This window comes from Chryseobacterium sediminis (assembly GCF_008386505.1).
Classification (GTDB): domain Bacteria; phylum Bacteroidota; class Bacteroidia; order Flavobacteriales; family Weeksellaceae; genus Chryseobacterium; species Chryseobacterium sediminis.
The window spans coordinates 213,513-232,143 of the sequence record NZ_VUNZ01000001.1 but is presented as its reverse complement, the minus strand read 5'-3'; the positions used below and the strand labels follow the sequence as shown (position 1 = coordinate 232,143).

Annotated in this window: 15 protein-coding genes; 2 read left to right on the top strand and 13 right to left on the bottom strand. The window is 36.5% G+C overall.

From position 1 onward, the window contains the following. Window positions 1-20 precede the first annotated feature (20 nt). Entirely contained in the window at window positions 21-935 is a 915-nt protein-coding gene (locus FW780_RS01020) for a helix-turn-helix domain-containing protein (RefSeq protein WP_149831802.1), read from the bottom strand. A 75-nt stretch (window positions 936-1,010) separates the two neighbouring features. Then, complete coding sequence (locus FW780_RS01015; protein ID WP_149831801.1) at window positions 1,011-1,808, bottom strand: SDR family oxidoreductase; 798 nt, start codon at window positions 1,806-1,808, stop codon at window positions 1,011-1,013. 135 nt (window positions 1,809-1,943) lie between these two features. On the opposite strand from FW780_RS01015, the gene FW780_RS01010 reads away from it, so the two are divergent. Next, the gene (locus FW780_RS01010) at window positions 1,944-5,282 is read left to right on the top strand and encodes a DEAD/DEAH box helicase (RefSeq protein WP_149831800.1); all 3,339 of its coding nucleotides are present in this window, start codon (window positions 1,944-1,946) and stop codon (window positions 5,280-5,282) included. Window positions 5,283-5,401: 119 nt separating this feature from the next. On the opposite strand, the gene FW780_RS01005 is transcribed toward FW780_RS01010, so the two are convergent. The 6 genes from FW780_RS01005 to FW780_RS00980 all read right to left on the bottom strand — a co-directional run bounded on the left by FW780_RS01005 (window position 5,402) and on the right by FW780_RS00980 (window position 10,722). Then, on the bottom strand, window positions 5,402-6,712 hold the full coding sequence (locus FW780_RS01005) for a T9SS type A sorting domain-containing protein (protein ID WP_149831799.1): 1,311 nt from the start codon (window positions 6,710-6,712) through the stop codon (window positions 5,402-5,404). 238 nt (window positions 6,713-6,950) lie between these two features. Continuing rightward, entirely contained in the window at window positions 6,951-8,126 is a 1,176-nt protein-coding gene (locus FW780_RS01000) for an acetyl-CoA C-acyltransferase (protein ID WP_149831798.1), read from the bottom strand. A gap of 154 nt (window positions 8,127-8,280) precedes the next feature. Next, the gene (locus tag FW780_RS00995) at window positions 8,281-8,781 is read right to left on the bottom strand and encodes an endonuclease V (protein WP_149831797.1); all 501 of its coding nucleotides are present in this window, start codon (window positions 8,779-8,781) and stop codon (window positions 8,281-8,283) included. Between the two features lie 10 nt (window positions 8,782-8,791). Continuing rightward, window positions 8,792-9,154 carry a VOC family protein gene (locus tag FW780_RS00990; RefSeq protein WP_149831796.1) on the bottom strand — a complete coding sequence of 121 codons (363 nt, stop codon included), beginning with the start codon at window positions 9,152-9,154 and terminating at the stop codon, window positions 8,792-8,794. Then, window positions 9,151-9,600 carry a GNAT family N-acetyltransferase gene (locus tag FW780_RS00985; protein ID WP_241676815.1) on the bottom strand — a complete coding sequence of 150 codons (450 nt, stop codon included), beginning with the start codon at window positions 9,598-9,600 and terminating at the stop codon, window positions 9,151-9,153. The genes FW780_RS00990 and FW780_RS00985 overlap by 4 nt, the downstream gene beginning before the upstream one ends. A gap of 81 nt (window positions 9,601-9,681) precedes the next feature. Then, window positions 9,682-10,722, bottom strand: a complete 1,041-nt coding sequence (locus FW780_RS00980) for a M28 family metallopeptidase (protein ID WP_149831795.1) — start codon at window positions 10,720-10,722, stop codon at window positions 9,682-9,684. 160 nt (window positions 10,723-10,882) lie between these two features. Between FW780_RS00980 and FW780_RS00975 the strand changes: the two genes are divergently transcribed. After that, window positions 10,883-12,022 (top strand): aminotransferase class I/II-fold pyridoxal phosphate-dependent enzyme, encoded by a 1,140-nt coding sequence (locus tag FW780_RS00975; RefSeq protein ID WP_149831794.1) that lies wholly within the window; start codon window positions 10,883-10,885, stop codon window positions 12,020-12,022. A gap of 152 nt (window positions 12,023-12,174) precedes the next feature. On the opposite strand, the gene FW780_RS00970 is transcribed toward FW780_RS00975, so the two are convergent. From FW780_RS00970 to FW780_RS00950, 5 genes are all read right to left on the bottom strand, one after another. Continuing rightward, window positions 12,175-14,907: a sodium-translocating pyrophosphatase gene (locus FW780_RS00970; RefSeq protein ID WP_149831793.1), complete on the bottom strand. Its 2,733-nt coding sequence runs from the start codon at window positions 14,905-14,907 to the stop codon at window positions 12,175-12,177. 348 nt (window positions 14,908-15,255) lie between these two features. Further along, entirely contained in the window at window positions 15,256-15,867 is a 612-nt protein-coding gene (locus tag FW780_RS00965) for an inorganic pyrophosphatase (RefSeq protein ID WP_149831792.1), read from the bottom strand. A gap of 18 nt (window positions 15,868-15,885) precedes the next feature. Continuing rightward, complete coding sequence (locus FW780_RS00960) at window positions 15,886-16,398, bottom strand: DUF7935 family protein (RefSeq protein WP_149831791.1); 513 nt, start codon at window positions 16,396-16,398, stop codon at window positions 15,886-15,888. Window positions 16,399-16,422: 24 nt separating this feature from the next. Beyond that, entirely contained in the window at window positions 16,423-17,598 is a 1,176-nt protein-coding gene (locus FW780_RS00955; protein WP_149831790.1) for a hypothetical protein, read from the bottom strand. A 91-nt stretch (window positions 17,599-17,689) separates the two neighbouring features. Beyond that, the gene (locus FW780_RS00950; protein ID WP_149831789.1) at window positions 17,690-18,622 is read right to left on the bottom strand and encodes a phytanoyl-CoA dioxygenase family protein; all 933 of its coding nucleotides are present in this window, start codon (window positions 18,620-18,622) and stop codon (window positions 17,690-17,692) included. Between the last annotated feature and the right edge of the window lie 9 nt (window positions 18,623-18,631).

Here is an 18,631-nt window from a genome sequence, read left to right as displayed (position 1 = left end):
TAGACAGCACTGATATTTATCTAATTAAAAGACTGTCTGTAACTTAGAGGGGTTTTATCAGTCTTCTTTTTAAACAGTTTATTGAATGACTGCGGATGTTCAAATCCCAGTGCATAGGCTACTTCAGACACGGAAAAACCTGTAGTGGTAAGATATTCTTTCGCTTTTTCAATCAGTTTTTCATGAATATGCTGCTGGGCATTCAGTCCTGTAAGGTTACGAAGCATATCACTCAGATAATGAGGTGAAAGATTGAGTGTTGAAGCCAGGAATTCTACTGTAGGGAGCCCTTTATTCAGTGTTTCCTGCTGATTAAAATAATTTTCAAGCACAGCATCCATTTTGGTCAACAGATCACTGTTAACTGCCTTTCTTGTAATAAACTGTCTTTTATAAAAGCGGTTGCTGTAATTGAGAAGAACATCCATATAAGAAATGATAACATCCTGACTTACTTCATCAATCGTAGTATTCAGCTCATTTTCAATATTATTCAATAATCCTGTTATGGTTGTTTTTTCCTGATCAGACAAGTGTAGTGCTTCATTAGTATCATAAGAAAAGAAACCGAAGTTCTTAATATTCTTTGCTAAAGGGTAACTTCTGATGAAATCCGGATGTACCAGTAACGTATAGCCGCAATATTCTGCATTCTCATCAGTGGAAAGTACCTGTCCGGGTGCAGTGAACATCATTCCTCCTTCATTGAAATCATAATATCCCTGCCCATAGCCCATTTTTCCGGTGGTTGAATATTTATATGAAATTTTATAAAAATTCAGAATAAAGCTTCTTTTCAGCATATCCTTTCTGATACTCATTTTCGTATTATCCACAAGGCTTACCAACGGATGAAGCGGCTTTGGGAGCTGCAACATGTCGTGCAGTTCTGATATGGATGAAATTTTCAAAGGAATATTATCTTTCTTTTCCATGATATAAAATTATAAATTATTGAATGAAAAGACAGTATAAATGAGATTTACTTTATACTGTCTTTAAAAAACCAATTAAATAAACTGTTTCCCAAACTGCTCTCTAAACACTTCATCACCTAATTCCAGACGTTGTGCATAGATTGCTTTAGCATCTTCTCCGGCTACATATCTCAGCTGTTTTTTACCGTCTGTAGCAGCCTCATACACCACTGCTGCAATCTGTTCCGGTGTAGAAGCTGCTTCCATCATTCCTTCCATTTTAGAAAACAGAGAATTTGTCATGTCTTCATATGCCGGGCTGGATGCTGAGTCCAGAGAACGGCTTACAAAATCTGTTTTGATTCCACCTGGAGAAACTGTTTTAATATCAATTCCCAACGTATTAAGCTCAAAAGCTAAACTCTCACTCCATCCCTCAAGCGCCCATTTAGTAGCGTGATAAGTGGAGCCTAACGGAAATGCAACCAGTCCTCCTATAGACGTTGTAGAAATGAACATTCCTTTTTTCTGCTCTCTGAAGTAAGGAATAAATGCCTGTGTAACGCGTATAACCCCTAATAAATTCGTGTCAAGCTGTTTTACGATCTGATCATCCGAAAGCGCTTCCAAAGGGCCTATAAGACCGTATCCTGCATTATTGTAAACCACATCAATATTTCCCAGCTCAATAGCATGTTTAGCAGTTGATTTTATCTGCTCCGGATTGGTAACATCCAAGGGAAGTACAATTACATTCTCCAGAGCGGCAAGATCAGTCGCTGCTTCGGGGTTTCTCATCGTAGCGATTACTCTCCATCCGTTGTTTTGAAATAATTGAGCAGTTGCTTTTCCTAATCCTGTAGAAGCACCTGTTATAAAAATTGTTTTCATTTTTCTTTGTTTAAAATTACAGGACAAAGTTCAGAATTAGAATAAACCCCGGAGTTGCCAAAATGCGGTAAGCTGTAGCCAAAATGGATTCTTAAATACATTTGTTTTTTTGTAAGTTTGCCTTCATCAATTTTTATGGCAGAATATATTCTTAACAACATCAATATCAGTACACTTTCCGTATACGACCTGCTGAAACATACTTCAGACAGTGCATTCATCGGAATCAGAGATTTTCACGAAATCTATCCTGCTGCTATTGAAAACAATACGGGAATATTTACAAAGCAATCTTCGTTACAGGATTTTCCTATGGTCAGCATCAGTAAGGTTGGCAGTTCACTACTCTGCTCATGTACGTGTAATGATCAGAAAGACCGGCTTTGTTCTCACCAGACAGAAATTATTCATTGTATCATTGAGAATAAAAATTATCGCCTGTTTTTTGATGATATACTCCGTAGAAAAGCTTTTCTTCCTAAAGCCAAAGCCTATGGTCTTGAAAATGAAACAGATCTGGATCAATATTTTCAACTGGAATATAGGGATGGTAAAATTGAAATCCTTCCTAAGATCAAGGAAATGCTTCCCGTAGATGATGTGTTGTTTCAAAAAGATCTTCTTCCCCAGCTTCCATCCAGACTCGATGAACTGGCAATATTAGAAACTGGTAAGAAACAGATATTGGTTATCGGTAAACACCGTTATTATAACCATATGACTTTCTCTCTGATGGAAGCGGAAATAACGCAGACAGGCAAACTCAAAAATCCGGTGACCCCTGTAGATGCCATGCAGCTGATATGGAAAGCAGAGAAACCTGCAGAGATCAAATTTTACACAGCCATCCACTCTTTTCAGAATAATTATAATGAAGATTACAATCCTTCAGAACTGGAAGCGTTAAAGCTCATTGTACAAAATCCTCTGGGACTTGATGTCTATTATCACGACCGGGAAATTGCAGAAACAGTTTTTGCAAAGTCACTTTCTCATATTGAATTAAACACTTTAGATGCCGAGATTCAATTATCTGTATTTAAGAAAGATCCGTTTTACGAAGTAACCGGAGAAATACTTTTTAATGATATTTCTGTTCCTTTCAAAAATGTTGTACTCAGAAATGAATATTTTGTTTATAACCGAAACACTTTCAGCTTTGTAGATCTTCCGGATATGCTCAGAATCATCAGGTTCTTTAAGGCAAATAATGAAATTTTACTGATCCATTCTTCAAAATACGAGGCATTTATGAAGAACATTCTCTCTACCTTAGAAGAACGTATTCATATAAATTACAGTTACATACAACCTGCAACAAAAGTACAACTTGAAGACAAAAATTATCAGACCGAAAGAGTTGTTTATCTTCGTCAGCAGGAAAATTATATAGGAATAACACCGGTAATGAAATACGGAGATGTAGAAGTTCCTGTCTATTCCAGAAAGCAGCTTTTTGATACCGATCAGAATGGAAACCCATTTAAAATAGAAAGAAATGAATCGGCAGAAGCCCGTTTTACTTCTTTGATTATGCAGCAGCATCCTGATTTTGAAGATCAGATGGACGGCTATCAGTATTTTTATCTTCACAGAGATAAATTCCTGGATAACAACTGGTTTCTTGAGGCATTTGAAATCTGGAGAAATGAAGGAGTAATTATATTGGGCTTTAATGAATTAAAAAATAATAAATTAAACTCTCACCGGGCTAAAATCAATATTCAGATCACCAGCGGACTGGATTGGTTTAATGCTAAGCTAAAAGTAGGTTTTGGTCCCAAAGAAGCCTCTTTAAAACAACTTCACCGCGCGATCCGGAATAAAAGTAAATTTGTTCAGCTGGATGATGGCAGTATGGGAATTCTCCCTGAAGAATGGATGGAAAAGATAGCTGCCTACTTTCATGCAGGAGAAATTGACGAAGAACTTTTAAAGATTCCGAAAATCAATTTCACTGAAGTTACTTCACTATTTGAAAAAGAAGTCCTGAGCCAGGAAGTTCAGGAGGAACTCACCAGCTATTCCACTAAGTTCTCAAAAGTAAAAGAGATACCGGAAGTCAATATTCCGGCAGACCTAAACGCAGAACTCAGGGATTATCAGCATGACGGACTGAACTGGCTTAATTTCCTTGATGAATTCAACTTCGGAGGATGTCTCGCAGATGATATGGGACTTGGAAAAACCATTCAGATTATTGCGTTTATTCTCTCACAACGGGAAAAACGAGGACATATTACCAATCTTATTGTAGTTCCCACTTCTCTGCTTTTCAACTGGCAGGAAGAGATTTCCAAGTTTGCACCTTCTATAAAAGTTCTGCTGCATTATGGTGCGGACAGACCCAGGACAATTGCTCATATGTCTGATTATGAAGTAGTCCTTACCACTTACGGGATGCTGCTTTCAGATGTCCGTTTCCTGAAAAATTTTAATTTTAATTATATTTTTCTGGATGAATCACAGACCATTAAAAATCCAAATTCGGAAAGATACAAAGCAGCGCGCCTGCTTCAATCGAGAAACAGGATTGTATTGACGGGTACACCTGTTGAAAACAGTACTTTTGACCTTTACAGCCAGCTTTCTTTCGCTTGTCCGGGACTTTTGGGAAGCAAACAGTATTTTAAGGATATTTATGCCATCCCCATTGATAAATTTGAATACAGTAAACGGGCGTTAGAACTTCAGCAAAAGATAAAACCCTTTATCCTCAGAAGAACAAAAAAACAGGTGGCAAAAGAGCTTCCTGAGAAGACAGAAACAGTCATCTACTGTGAAATGAATACTGAACAGCGCAAGATCTACGATGCCTACGAAAAGGAACTTCGTGAGTTCATTGCAGCCAATGATGACGATGATCTGAATAAAAACAGCATGCACGTCCTTACGGGCCTCACAAGGCTCAGACAGATCTGTAATTCTCCCGTTTTGATGAAAGAGGGTTATTCCGGTGAAAATGCCGTTAAAATCGAGATTTTGATGGAGCAGATCCTTGGAAAATCAAAAGATCATAAAATTCTGGTCTTCTCTCAGTTTGTCGGAATGCTTGATCTGATAAAAACAGAGCTGGAACGTCACAGTATTCAGTTTGAATACCTGACAGGGCAGACTAAAGACAGAGGAGAAAAGGTTGCTAATTTCCAGAAAAATGATGATATCAGGGTATTCCTGATCAGTTTAAAAGCTGGTGGCGTTGGCCTTAACCTAACGCAGGCGGATTATATTTACCTGGTAGACCCATGGTGGAATCCTGCTGCCGAAAACCAGGCTATTGACCGAAGCTACCGTATAGGACAAACCAAAAATGTAATTGCGGTAAGAATGATCTGTTCTAATACCGTGGAAGAAAAAATTCTTATGCTTCAGAAAAAGAAAAAACAGCTGGCCCAGAATCTGCTTACAACCGATGGCAAGAAACTTCAAGGACTTTCAAAACAGGATCTTATGGATTTATTGAAGTCTGATTGATTCATAATACACAAAAAATCTATTAAATACAGAAGTTTTTACAATAAAAAACCGACAGGTAAAGGACCTGTCGATTAAAAAACAAAAATTGATATGGATATGATTTAGATATGATGTGTCTATTTTTTGATAATTTTTTCTGTGATGAGTTTTTGATTTTTTGTCTGAATTTTAATCAGATAAGTTCCTGGAACAAAACTGTCCATAGAAATCGTTAATGAATTTCCTTCCAGCAGTTTCTGTCCTGATATATTGTAAATTTCATACTTCTCCAAACCTTCTTTCATCCTGATGTTTACTGAATTTGTTGTAGGATTCGGATATAGCTGAACATTAGCTGATTTTTCCTTAGAAACTTCTATTGTGGAAAGGCTTTCCGGCAGAATTTTAAGCGTATAATCTTCTGCCTGTCCTATAAACCATCCTGAAGGACATGGAAGATTTTCAAGCGTTCCCATCCATGAATTGGATTCATATGCTTTTACCAGTCTGAAACGGGTTTCTCCCAGTTGAGCTCCTGCCGGAATAGTAATATTTCCTGTTGTAACCCCGGACTGCTCCCCAGAAACCGGATTGGAATTATCCAAATACCCCAGGTTAAACTTTTCATCCGCATCAAACTGATTATTATGGTTAAAATCAATATAGGCATACGCTGATACCGTATTCTGCCCGTGTGTACCTCCTGTTACCGTTATAGGATAGGTATTTCCACGATTAACAGTAAAAACAGTCGCTATAAAGTTTTCAAGAACGTCTGAGTTTCCATCAATAGCACTATTTTTTACAGTTCCAGCAAATTCTACCTTGCTTATTTCACTTACCGTAAGGCTGGTCACATTTTCAGCACCACAGTAAGGAGCCGGAAAATTAACTGTATTTCCTACAATATTGACCGTGTAATCTTCTGTCTGACCTGCTCTTAAACCTGAATCACAAGCTGAACTGATAGAATTGGGAGCCGCAGGATTTGAATAAGCCTGAACATTTGTATTTTTAAGAACCCTCATTCGTGTACTCCCATTGACTGCTGTAGCAGGAATCGTTATGGTATTGTTGATGGTAAATGCATTAGCTGGATTGGCTGCTTCAAGTCTTCCAATATAAAAGCTTTCTCCGGCATCATCAAAATTACCATTCTGATTAAAGTCTATAAAAAGAACTACATCACTCGGAAATGTACTGGAAGGACCTGTTACGGATATATTATAATTACTTCCGGGCTGTAAATCTGTAGACATTGAGGTGAAATTCTCATAAATTTGTGCATTTCCGGACTGAACCGGCGATGAGTGATTAATACTTCCGAAAGTAACATTACTAATCATATTACTGTCTGCTCCATACTGAAATGTTGGCATGCAATATTGCAATTGGGCATTCATCAGTGAGCAAAGTACAATACCAGAAAGAGTAGTTATTTTTTTCATTTTTTGGTTAAATTTCTTGAGACAAATTTATATTTATTTAGAATGAATAAAAATAAGAATGTAATGATATTTGTCAGTTTAATAAAAATAGGCCTTTTTCAATCTATAAACATTTAGCAAACAATTCATTTTACTAATGGATAATCAAACTGTTATAAATAAAAAACCCTTTCTCAAATTTTGTTTTAAGAAAGGGTTTTTCGTTATAAAAGAATGAAATCTAAGGAATTTATCTGTTCTAACTTACATTTTCAATGAGAATTGCAGACGCTCCACCTCCTCCATTACAGATGGCAGCTATTCCGAATCTCCCTTTTTCCTGATGAAGCACATTAACTAAAGTTGCTATAATTCTGGCTCCTGAAGCACCAATCGGGTGTCCAATAGCGACTGCTCCACCGTAAACATTTACTTTATTCAGGTCATACCCCAAAATCTGCTGATTGGACAGAATAACGGAGGAATAGGCTTCATTAATCTCAAAATAATCAATATCGGATAAACCAAGACCTGTCTGTTTCAGCAGCTTTTGGATGGCAATAGATGGAGAAGTGGTAAACCATTCCGGAGACTGAGCCGCATCTGTATATGCTACAATTCTGGCTAGAGGTTTCAAATTATGTTCTTGTATGGCTTCTGAAGATCCTAACAATATCGCTGCTGCTCCATCATTCAGATTACTGGAGTTGGCAGCCGTCAAAGTACCATTTGCTTCAAATGCCGGTTTCAAAATAGAGATCTTCTCCGGAATAAGTTTGTCTATATCTTCATCTTTATCCACAATTATAGTCCCTTTCTTTCCTTCGATTGATATCTGGATCAACTCATTGCTGAACTTATTGTTTTTTGCAGCTTCCTGAGCCCGATGATAGGAAAACAGAGCATATTCATCAAGCTGCTGGCGTGTTAAACCGTATTTTTTTACGCCTAATTCAGCGGCACTTCCCATATGGAAATCATTATATACATCCCACAGACCATCTTTGATTACCCCATCAGTAAGCCTGGTATCTCCTAACTTTGTTCCCTGACGAAGTTTAACGTAATGGGGAACATTGCTCATACTTTCCATACCGCCGGTCATAACGACATGTTCCAAACCAAGCTGGATTTGCTGGGCGCCAATCATTGCCGACTTCATTCCGGAAGCACAGACTTTATTTATTGTTGTTGCATCTTTATCTACGGGAATTCCTCCAAAAATAGCGGCTTGCCTTGCAGGTGATTGTCCCAGTCCGGCACTGAGTACATTTCCCATATACACACTGTCTATATGCTCCGCATCCAAAGCAATGTTTTCATAGGCGTTTTTAATTGCAATCGCTCCCAGTTGAGGAGCTGTAAGTCCGGACAGGCTTCCCATAAAACCACCTACTGGAGTTCTTTTTGCGGCTAATATAAATACTTCTTTCATAAAATACTATTTTAAAATACCGATCGGTATATTCATGATTAAAAAAATTTCTCTCTTATTTTCACAAGGAACTAATACAAAGATAATTAAAATATACCGATTGGTATATTAAACACTAAGAAAAAATCTTACTCTTTACAGTAAGACTTTATTTTTATGTTCTGCTCAGCTGATCCAGCTTTTTTAGAAGTGTTGGCATTCTGTAAGCGCCATGCATCTGCTCTACCTTTAATTGAACTTCATCTACATTCATTCCTTTAGCCGTTACAAAAAGAGGGGTTTTACTTTCTCCCCGGAATACACTTCTTCTTTGAGAATCCGGAGTTGTAAATTCATTTTTTGCAATCCCAACAATAGGATACATTTCTTTCAATTCTTCATAAAGATGGCCGCCTAGGCCAATTTTCCCATTATTATCCAAAGTAACATATCCGTCAACAATGATAATATCTTCTGGTTTTAAAGCTATTTTCGTTAGCAAACTTAAGATGCAGGGTAATTCTCTTTTGTAAAATGCCCCGCTTTCATATTCTGAACTCACAGAAGTCTGCTCTATAAAAACTTCCACTTCTTTTTCAGACGTCCAGTCCTCAAAGGCGATACATACCGTATTGGCATAATCTTCATAATAATAGGTATCAAACGCGTAAATCATATGTATTCCCTTAAAAAAACTCACCAAAATGCCACAAAATCCCGGAAGGATCATGCACAAAACACTCTTTTCCCCAATCCATAGTTCGTATAGGAGTGAGTCTCACATTTTCATAGGTATCTGTAAGCTTTAAAGATAAAAGCTCTTTCCAGAAAGCGTCAGTATCAGCTACTTCCATAAAGACCATGGTATTATCTACCCAATCTTTTGTGTAATAATCCTGAAGATAAAAGCCTATTTCCTCCCGTATAAACAGTGACAGCTTGGGCTCAAGAATAACTTCTTCAAATCCTAGATCCCTGTAAAAGGTTCTGCTGATATCAAAATTCTCTGCCCCGATAAAAGGTCTGATGGATTTCAGTTTTGGTATCATAATTTTTTGTTTTTCCAGTGTTCATAGGTCATTTCAAATTTCACCTCTCCTTTTCCATGGGTTCCTGTTTCTTTCCAGCCAAATTTTCTATAGAAACTTTCCGCTCTTGTTTCTGGTGAAGTACCAAGCCATACATCATCTTTCTTTTGTTCAAAATACCAGTCGAGCATGATGTCATGAAGTTTTCTGCCGATTCCCTGATTTTCAAAATCCGGATGTATAAACAAAGCCCAGATATTGCTTTCTTTCAGATCTGCAATAGAAAAGCCTACAATCTGACCTTCTGCTTCCCCTACCCATCCTTTTCCTCTTTGAAAAAGAAATTCCTCACAGTCTTTATCTGTAACTAAACTCGGATCTGATAACATGTTTTCTTTCACAGAATTTCTTACAATCTGAATCTGCGGAATATCTTCCGGTCTTGCTTCTCTGATTACTATGTTCATGGTAATTTGTTGATAAATACAAAGTTTTTTTTCTTAATCCTTATCAAAATTTAAAACCTTGACAAGGATTATAATTACTGATTATTTTCTGTCAACCACAATTCTTTCTTCCCTGTTGGCAATATCCCATGCTGTGGTAAAAATAAGCTGGGTTCTTTTTTCCAATAGCTGATAATCAATTTTTTCCGGATCATCTGTTGGTTTATGATAGTCTTCATGAATACCATCAAAGAAGAAAGCCACAGGAATATTATGTTTGGCGAAATTATAGTGGTCTGAACGGTAATATAGTTGCTCAGGGTCATTCAAATCATCGTATTTGTAATTAAGTTCCAGATTATTGGTTCTCTTATTTGCTGCTTCGTTAATTACCTTAAGCTGAGAACTTAACATTTCAGAACCAATTACATAAATATATTGTTTTCCTCTGTTGGCGGGGTCATCACGTCCAATCATATCAATATTAAGGTCCACAACAGTATTGGCTAATGGGAAAACAGGATTTTCAGAGTAATATTCTGAGCCAAAGAGTCCGTGTTCTTCTCCTGTAACATGAAGGAACAGGATTGATCTTTTAGGTCCTTTTCCTGCTTTTTTTGCCTGCTGGAATGCCTTGGCAATTTCCATTACGGCTACAGTTCCGCTTCCGTCATCATCTGCTCCGTTGTACACTACTCCATTCTTTGTTCCTACGTGATCATAATGTGCAGAAACTACAACAATCTCATCTGGTTTTTCACTTCCTTCAATAAAAGCCAGGATATTTTCAGAATCAGGAAGATTTCCGCCTCCTCTCTTTTTCATAAACTCGGATGGAACTTTCTGATAGTATGAGCCTAATGCTTTAGGTCCGGAAATACCAAGATTTTTATAGTAATTAATCATATACTCTCCCGCTTTCTTCTGTCCTTTGCTTCCTGTATCACGTCCTTCCATATCATCTGCGGCAATAACATACAGATTTTTCTTTAAATCCTCAGCGTTAATTACCTTGTATGCATTGTTAAATGCCTTGCTGTGTTTTGTTGAAACAGGATGTGAAGCATTCCCATCAGATATTTTTGCCGTTCCACAACTGGTTACTACAGCCATGGCAAATAACGGAATAAGTATTTTTTTCATAAAGAATAAATTTCTTAAAAATAACAAATTTTATCGAACCGCAATATGAGAGATCAAAATCACAAGATCATATGCTATTCATTATAAAATTAACAATACTTCAATTTAAAACCTAATACAGTATTGATTTTTTATTATATTTGATTGAAATATAAAATAAGTGGATGAGATTTACGGATTTACTCATTATTCCTTTTTTACGGAAATGTCCGAGCTGGCAGCCAGGCACGGAAGCTTTGATCTTTCTCTGGGTCTCCCCGATTTTGATATTGATGAACGACTTAAAATATTTTTAAAAGAGGCCGCAGAAAAAGAGACTTATCATTATGAACCTCTTGCCGGCAATCCTCTCCTGATTGAAAGTATCATCCGTTACAATGCGAAACGGACTAACAGAATTCCTGTTACAGAGAAGGAAATAACCATTGTCCCATGTGCAACCTTTGCTTTATATACTTCCCTCAAATCAATTTTAAATCAATACGATGAAGTAATTATTATTCAGCCTTCCTATTATACTTATGGACCTGCTGTTGTTATGAATGGAGGGATTCCTGTTTATTATGATCTTGATAATGATTTTACGATCAATTGGGATTTGTTTAAAAACTGTATTACTGAAAAAACCAAAGCTGTTATTGTAAACTCTCCTCAAAATCCAACCGGAAAAGTATGGAAAAAGGAAGACTGGAATCAGTTGTATGAATTGATTAAGGACCGTGATATTTATTTGATCTCTGAAGAAATATATGATACCTACTGCTATGACGAAGCTCAACACTACAGCTCTTTTATACATCCAGAGCTTAGTGAAAAGACATTTTGTATATTTTCTTTTGGCAAAATGTTTCATACTTCCGGATGGAAAGTCAGCTATATGCTTGCTTCTGAAACTTTAACGGCAAGATTTCAGTGCCACCAGCAGTATATTTCTTACAGCGCCAATGCTCCTGCTCAATATGCTATCGCAAAGTATCTGGATGTATTTGATCCGGCCATTAATAAAGAAATGATGCAGCATAAAAGAGATATTTTTAATCAGCTGATTCAGGAGACTCCTCTGCAAGTTGAGCAACAAGCGGAAGGAAGTGTTTTTCAGGTCGTTAATTTCAGGAATGTTTCTTCAACAATGACAGATGTGGAGTTTTCAAAATGGCTTACAATTGAAAAGAAGGTGTCTTGTCTTCCACTTTCTGCTTTCTATAATTCAAGACAAAATTCTGATTATGTCAGGTTTAGTTTTGCTAAAAAGGACGAACTAATTATTCAGGCATTGGAGCATTTAAAAAGAAATCTTTAATTTTTTTCACGGATTTGTTTTTTTCCCACAAATTACACGGATTTACGCAGATGATTATTGATATCCATTTTTTTGATTTCCAATTATCATACTATTCCAAATAATGACAAAAGCACCGCCAAGGCAGTGCTTTTTATTGTATTCTAATGATTTTAAAGAGCCAGAACTCTTACATCAATTCTTCTGTTTTTTGCTTTACACTCGTCCGTGTCATTGGCTTCACACACCGGATGCTGTGATCCGTATCCTTCTGCTTCTATTCTATCTGCTGAAATACCTAATTCAAGGAGTTTAAGTTTTGCTGTTTGCGCTCTTAGGTTGGATAGCTTAAGGTTACTATCCTCATTACCGCTATTATCTGTATACCCCCCTAATTTAATTTTCAAATTTGGATAAGCATTTAAGATTTCAGCTAAAGTATTCAGCTGGAGTGCAGATTCTGCTTTGAGATCGCTTGAACCTGTTTCAAAATAAAGGTTTTCGATCGTGTACCATTTATTAGGGTCTAAAGCAGATTTATCTTTTTGTTTCACCACATTATAAAGCTGATATAACTGGCTTCCATCTCCTATCGCGATTGTTTTCCCTCCATCAAGCTTTATTTTCTGGATATTTCCCGTTTCATACACAAAGTCACCACTTTCATTAAGATGGCCTCGAACTTCACCAGAAGAAACCGGAACTGTTGTAAGATCTGTATGACCAGCCGCTGTGGCAGCAGATACTCCGGTAAGACTTTCAATCTTTGCTTTTCTGTTGGCTTCAATTTTATCTTTATGCAATACTGCTAAAGTAGGTGCAATAACCAAAGAAACGATGGACATTAACTTGATCAGGATATTCATAGATGGGCCGGAAGTATCTTTAAAAGGATCTCCAACAGTATCTCCTGTTACGGATGCTTTATGTGGCTCTGAACCTTTGTAATAAGTCTGTCCATTGATATCTACCCCTTTTTCAAATGATTTTTTAGCATTATCCCATGCACCTCCTGCATTATTCTGAAACATTCCCATCAAGACTCCACACACTGTAGCACCAGCCAGAAATCCTCCCAATACTTCAGGACCGAAAATAAATCCAATCAATAAAGGAGAAATGATGGCAATAGCACCCGGCAACATCATTTTTCTGATGGATGCATCTGTAGAGATAGCAACACATTTTTCATATTCCGGCTGTGCTTTTCCTTCTAAAATTCCGGGAATTTCACGAAATTGTCTTCTTACTTCTTCCACCATGGCCATGGCAGCCTGCCCAACCGCAGTGATTGCCAATGATGAAAAGATAAATGGAATCATTCCCCCCACAAACAAACCTGCCAGAACATCTGCTCTGTAAATATCAATTCCGTCAATTCCTGCAATTCCCACAAAAGCAGCAAATAAGGCTAATGCTGTTAAAGCTGCTGAAGCAATAGCAAATCCTTTTCCGGTAGCTGCAGTTGTATTTCCTACAGCATCCAGAATATCTGTTTTTTCACGCACATCTTTAGGAAGTTCACTCATTTCGGCAATACCGCCGGCATTATCAGCAATAGGCCCAAAGGCATCAATTGCCAGCTGCATCGCTGTAGTAGCCATCATTCCTGCCGCTGCAATGGCAACCCCGTAAAGTCCTGCGCACAGATAAGAACCATAGATTCCTCCTGCCAATACGATAATCGGGAGTAAAGTAGATTCCATACCAACAGAAAGTCCTCCGATAATATTAGTTGCGTGTCCTGTAGAAGATTGTCTTACAATGCTGGAAACGGGTCTTTTACCCATTGCGGTATAGTACTCTGTAATAATACTCATCAACGTACCTACAACCAATCCTACCATTATAGCTCCGAATACTCCCATTTTAGTAAATTCATGGCCTCTTAGAACCATTTTTTCAGGAAGGATATAGGTTACCAGGAAGTAAGATGAAATAGCTGTAATAACGATACTTCCCCAGTTTCCAAGGTTGAGAGCATTCTGCACACTGGAAGTAGATGAGCCTTCATTATCATTAATTTTCACAAATAAAGTTCCGATCATTGAGAATATAATTCCTGTTCCTGCAATCAGCATCGGTAAAAGGATTGGAGCAAAACCTCCGAAAGCATCATCGGAAATAGTTTCTCTGCCTAATACCATGGTTGCCAGAACAGTTGCAACATAAGAACCGAAAAGGTCAGCTCCCATTCCTGCCACATCTCCTACGTTATCTCCTACGTTATCTGCAATCGTTGCGGGGTTTCGGGGATCATCTTCAGGGATTCCGGCTTCTACTTTTCCTACAAGGTCAGCACCTACGTCTGCCGCTTTTGTATAAATACCGCCTCCTACTCTTGCAAAAAGCGCTATGGATTCTGCACCCAGAGAAAATCCGGTAAGAATTTCAATCGTCTTTTCCATTTCATGAGAATCTACTGTAGCGTCAGGCGCAAAAATCTGTTTAATGATCAGGAATAATGCTCCTAAACCTAAAACAGCAAGTCCAGCAACTCCCATTCCCATAACAGAACCTCCTGTAAAAGATACTTTAAGCGCTTTCGACAATGATGTTCTTGCCGCTTCTGCTGTCCTGACATTGGCTTTGGTGGCAATTTTCATCCCGATAAAACCAGCTAATGCGGAAAATACAGCTCCTACCGCAAAGGCAATACCTATACTCCAATGCGAGTTGGCATTACTTGATCCCATTACGGCAAGTAAGATGGCGACTATCACCACAAAGTACATTAAGATTTTATATTCAGCCTTTAGAAAAGCCATTGCACCGTCTGCAATATGACCGCTGATTATTTTCATTTTTTCATTTCCGGCATTCTGTTTATTTACCCAGTTGCTCTGAAGAAATGTATAAAGCAAAGCTACGACACCAAAAATTGGCACTAACACAAATAGATCCATAGTTTAATATTTTTTTGGTAATAGAAAATTAAATATAATAAATAATTACCATCAAAGCATTAAAAAATTTAACAGTATGGTGCTTATCATTAAAAAAAATGGAAATACAGCAACGAACTCATGACCATTAAAATTTATGAAAAAACAGGACTGAATAAAGGTTTCAGAGAAATTATATGAGTAAAAAAACTTTGAATAAAGTAAACCATTAAAATATAATGAGGAGATTAAAAGAGTTTTTCAAAGTTGAAAATTGCTTTATATTCTATTCGCAATGACTTTTAGTCAATAAAAAAGGATAAACAGAAAACTGTCTATCCTTTTTTTATTTTATGAATCAAGAGAATCTTATCCTCCGAATTTATCTGCGTAGTCTGTTTGAGAAGCTTTAATCACTTTTCTTGCATGCTCAGCTCCGTAAACCTCCTGGATTCTACATTTTGCAGGCTCATCCGGTAGGTTTTTATACGTTAGGAAATAGTGCATCAATCTTTTTACTTCAGCTTCTGGCAATTCAGCAATATCTCTGAAGTGTCCGAAAGCGTGGTCATTGATCATTACTGCAACAATTTTATCATCCGCTTCTCCTCCGTCGATCATTTTGAAACCTCCGATTGGAATAGCTTCCATCAATAAACCTCCAGCGTGGATATTGTGAGAACTTAAAACACAAATATCAAGAGGATCATGATCTCCCATTGTAACATCCGTAGCTCCCGATTCTACAGCAAGTCTCATTACTTCCTTATCACAGTATGTTCTTGGAACAAAACCATATAAAGCAGGGATGATGTTAGAGAATTTCTGCGGTCTGTCTACTTTTAAGTATCCTGTTTCTTTATCTACTTCATATTTAATAGTATCTGAAGGAACAATTTCCACAAATACGTTTACAACATTTGGCGCATCTTCTCCTGCAGAAATTCCGTGCCATGGATGTGCTTTAAAATTTGGAATCATTATTTTATCTGTTATTTTTTAAGTTATTATTAAAATTTCTTTTCTTAAGTCTTCTATTGTTTCCACAATATAATCGTTGCCCTCCATGTAGTTCATGATGAAAATCGTTTTGAATTCATCCAGCTGAACCTCACCTTTCAACCCGTCATAGGTCTTGTGAAGGAGTTCTATGATCGCGTTTTTAGAGTCTACAATATTCTTCCATGAATTTTTTGTAATGTATAACTGCTGTGAGGAGTTATACTCAAATTCTTCGTTAATTGTTTTTTCGGTAAGGAAAATAAATTCATGAACGGCTAGTTCTCTATCAAATCTCTGAATAAGGTTTGATGGCTTCATTCTATCCAGAAACAAGGTCATTCTTTCGTAAGAATGTGCTTTATTCTCTGAATTAGACTTCACGGAAAGTAGTTTGATTTCCTGATTTTTAAGGGTAATGTACGAGTGTACAAATTGTCTGAGCAAAACCAGAAAAGGAATTGCAATAATCAATGCAAATGCATACGGTAGATATCCTGAAAGACTCGTCATAATTTTAGACTGCAAAATTACTAATTATTTTCCGTCTTCTAAAGAGTTTTTAAAGATATCCACTTTAGAATTTTGTATATAAACTAATGCTAATATAATTATAAGGTAAAAGCCCGACATCATTCTGTTTGCCAAAGACGGAAAAACCAGAAATCTCATCATGACCGTTCCATAAATAATTACAAAAAATAAAGCCTGAGCCAGCTTTTTTTTATTATAAAGGGAAAAATTATTTGCCAGAATAATGATTATAAAAATCAACAAAACCGGAAAGTAAGAAATGTTGAACTCCAGCATCATTTTACTTTTAATAAAATGAATATAATCTGAAAAAGAAAATGGATCAGGCTGTGATACAGGATAGATCTGAACTTTAATAAACTGATTCATAAAAAGTGTAGACCACGAAACCTGATTAAAAAACTGTATCAAAAAGAAGGAAAGAAACAGATATCCATATGATATTAATAATGGACCTGTTTTCACCTGAAGCCTGTTTTTATAAAGATAAATAAGGCCATACAGGAATGAATAAAAAATAAAATATTCCGGTCTTGTAAGAATACACAACATAGCAAAGATGCCTGCGAGAAAGAAATTTCTTCTTACTAAAAATGCATAGAAGCTTAAAAGAAGCAGTAAACATGATAAAGAGTCCGCTGAAACATGTCTTGCTGACTCTGACAAAGGTTTGAACAGCGAAATTAAAATCGTGATGATAAAAGCAAGAGTATAGTTTTTCAGGGTTTTTATCAAAAAACTGAAAATCAGAATAAGAATCAGAGCGTAAGAAATAGTTGAAATTAAAGAGTTGGAAGCAGATGCGCTAAAACCCAATTTAAAGAATGACCAATTGATGAAATTATAAAAAGGCTTTACCACAAAAAGCTGTAATTCTTCTTCATAGGCTTTAGGATTTTGTGATAATATTTTGTAATAAGTACTTTCTCCTTTCGCTACTTCTTTCACCATTGGATCTACAGGTCCTAATCCCGCAAAATCAGGATTTTTTTCCCGCAATTCATCATATACTTTCTTGTGAATCTCTTCAATTTTCATTTCGGGATATTCCGTTTTATAGATCAATCCCATATAAGCTTCCATATCAGTGTTGTAATAATGGTTGGTATATAGGTAGTATGACATACAGCATACATAGATTGAAAATATAAAAACAAGAATATTTTCCCTTTTTTTCATATGTTGATATTATAAGTATACAAATGTAAAAAAACTATCATTTAAACTTATATGCTTATAAAAAGCTTTTATAATAAAGGATAAAATTGCTTTAAAGCTCAAAGAGTGCCGGCCTTTGGGTCACTTCATGGTAGCACACACTATTTTCGTCAAAGAAATGGTATACAAGACTTTTTCTCGTTCTGTTTTTATCAGTATGAGGTTCTCCTCCATGAAGAATATTGGCATGCCAGATTAATAAATCGCCTTTTTTTGCTTTAAATATCTCTTTTTTTAATCCTAATTCTTTCACTTTATCCTCAAGGAATGTTTCATAAGCTCTGTAGCTTTTCTTTCCTATTTTCATGGCGGTACCTTCATTATCATAATCAGAATTCAGGAAATAAGGAAGTTTATGACTTTTAGGAATATAATGCAAAGCACCATTCGTTTCATCCACATCTTCCAATGCAATCCAGACTCCGAGTAATCCTCCTAAAGGGTAAGTAGTCATATGAATGCTGTCTGAATGTGTTTTTTGCTGGCTTCCGTTGATAAAGTTAATACTTTGAAAAAGTTTGGATTTTCCATTCAGCAAAACAGATAAAAAGTCCAGCAGTTCCTTATCACTTCCAATGTTTTTAATAATTTCTGAATGATGAATGGCAAACATCAGTTTTCCTCCATAAATAAACTTCAGTGTACCATCTTCCATCAGCTTATCAATTTCTGTATTGATTTGATCAGCAGTTTCCGGAGTCAGGAAGTTTCTCAGAATCATATATCCATTATCATCATAGTGAAGAGCGCTTTCTTTATTCTCATCCGTCAGCTTTTTAAAAAAAGAAGTTTCCTTAAGTTTCGCATAATCTAATGTTCTTTCACTGGCAGGGAGATGGGCAAAATCTTTGCTTGAGATACTTGAAAAATAGTTTTTATTGATTCCGTATTTTTTATATAATGGAATATTATGCTTTAATTTACTCTTTTTAAACAAATTATAAAGCATGTATGATAATTTGTACTGACGAATCTGTTGTAACATAACTGTTTT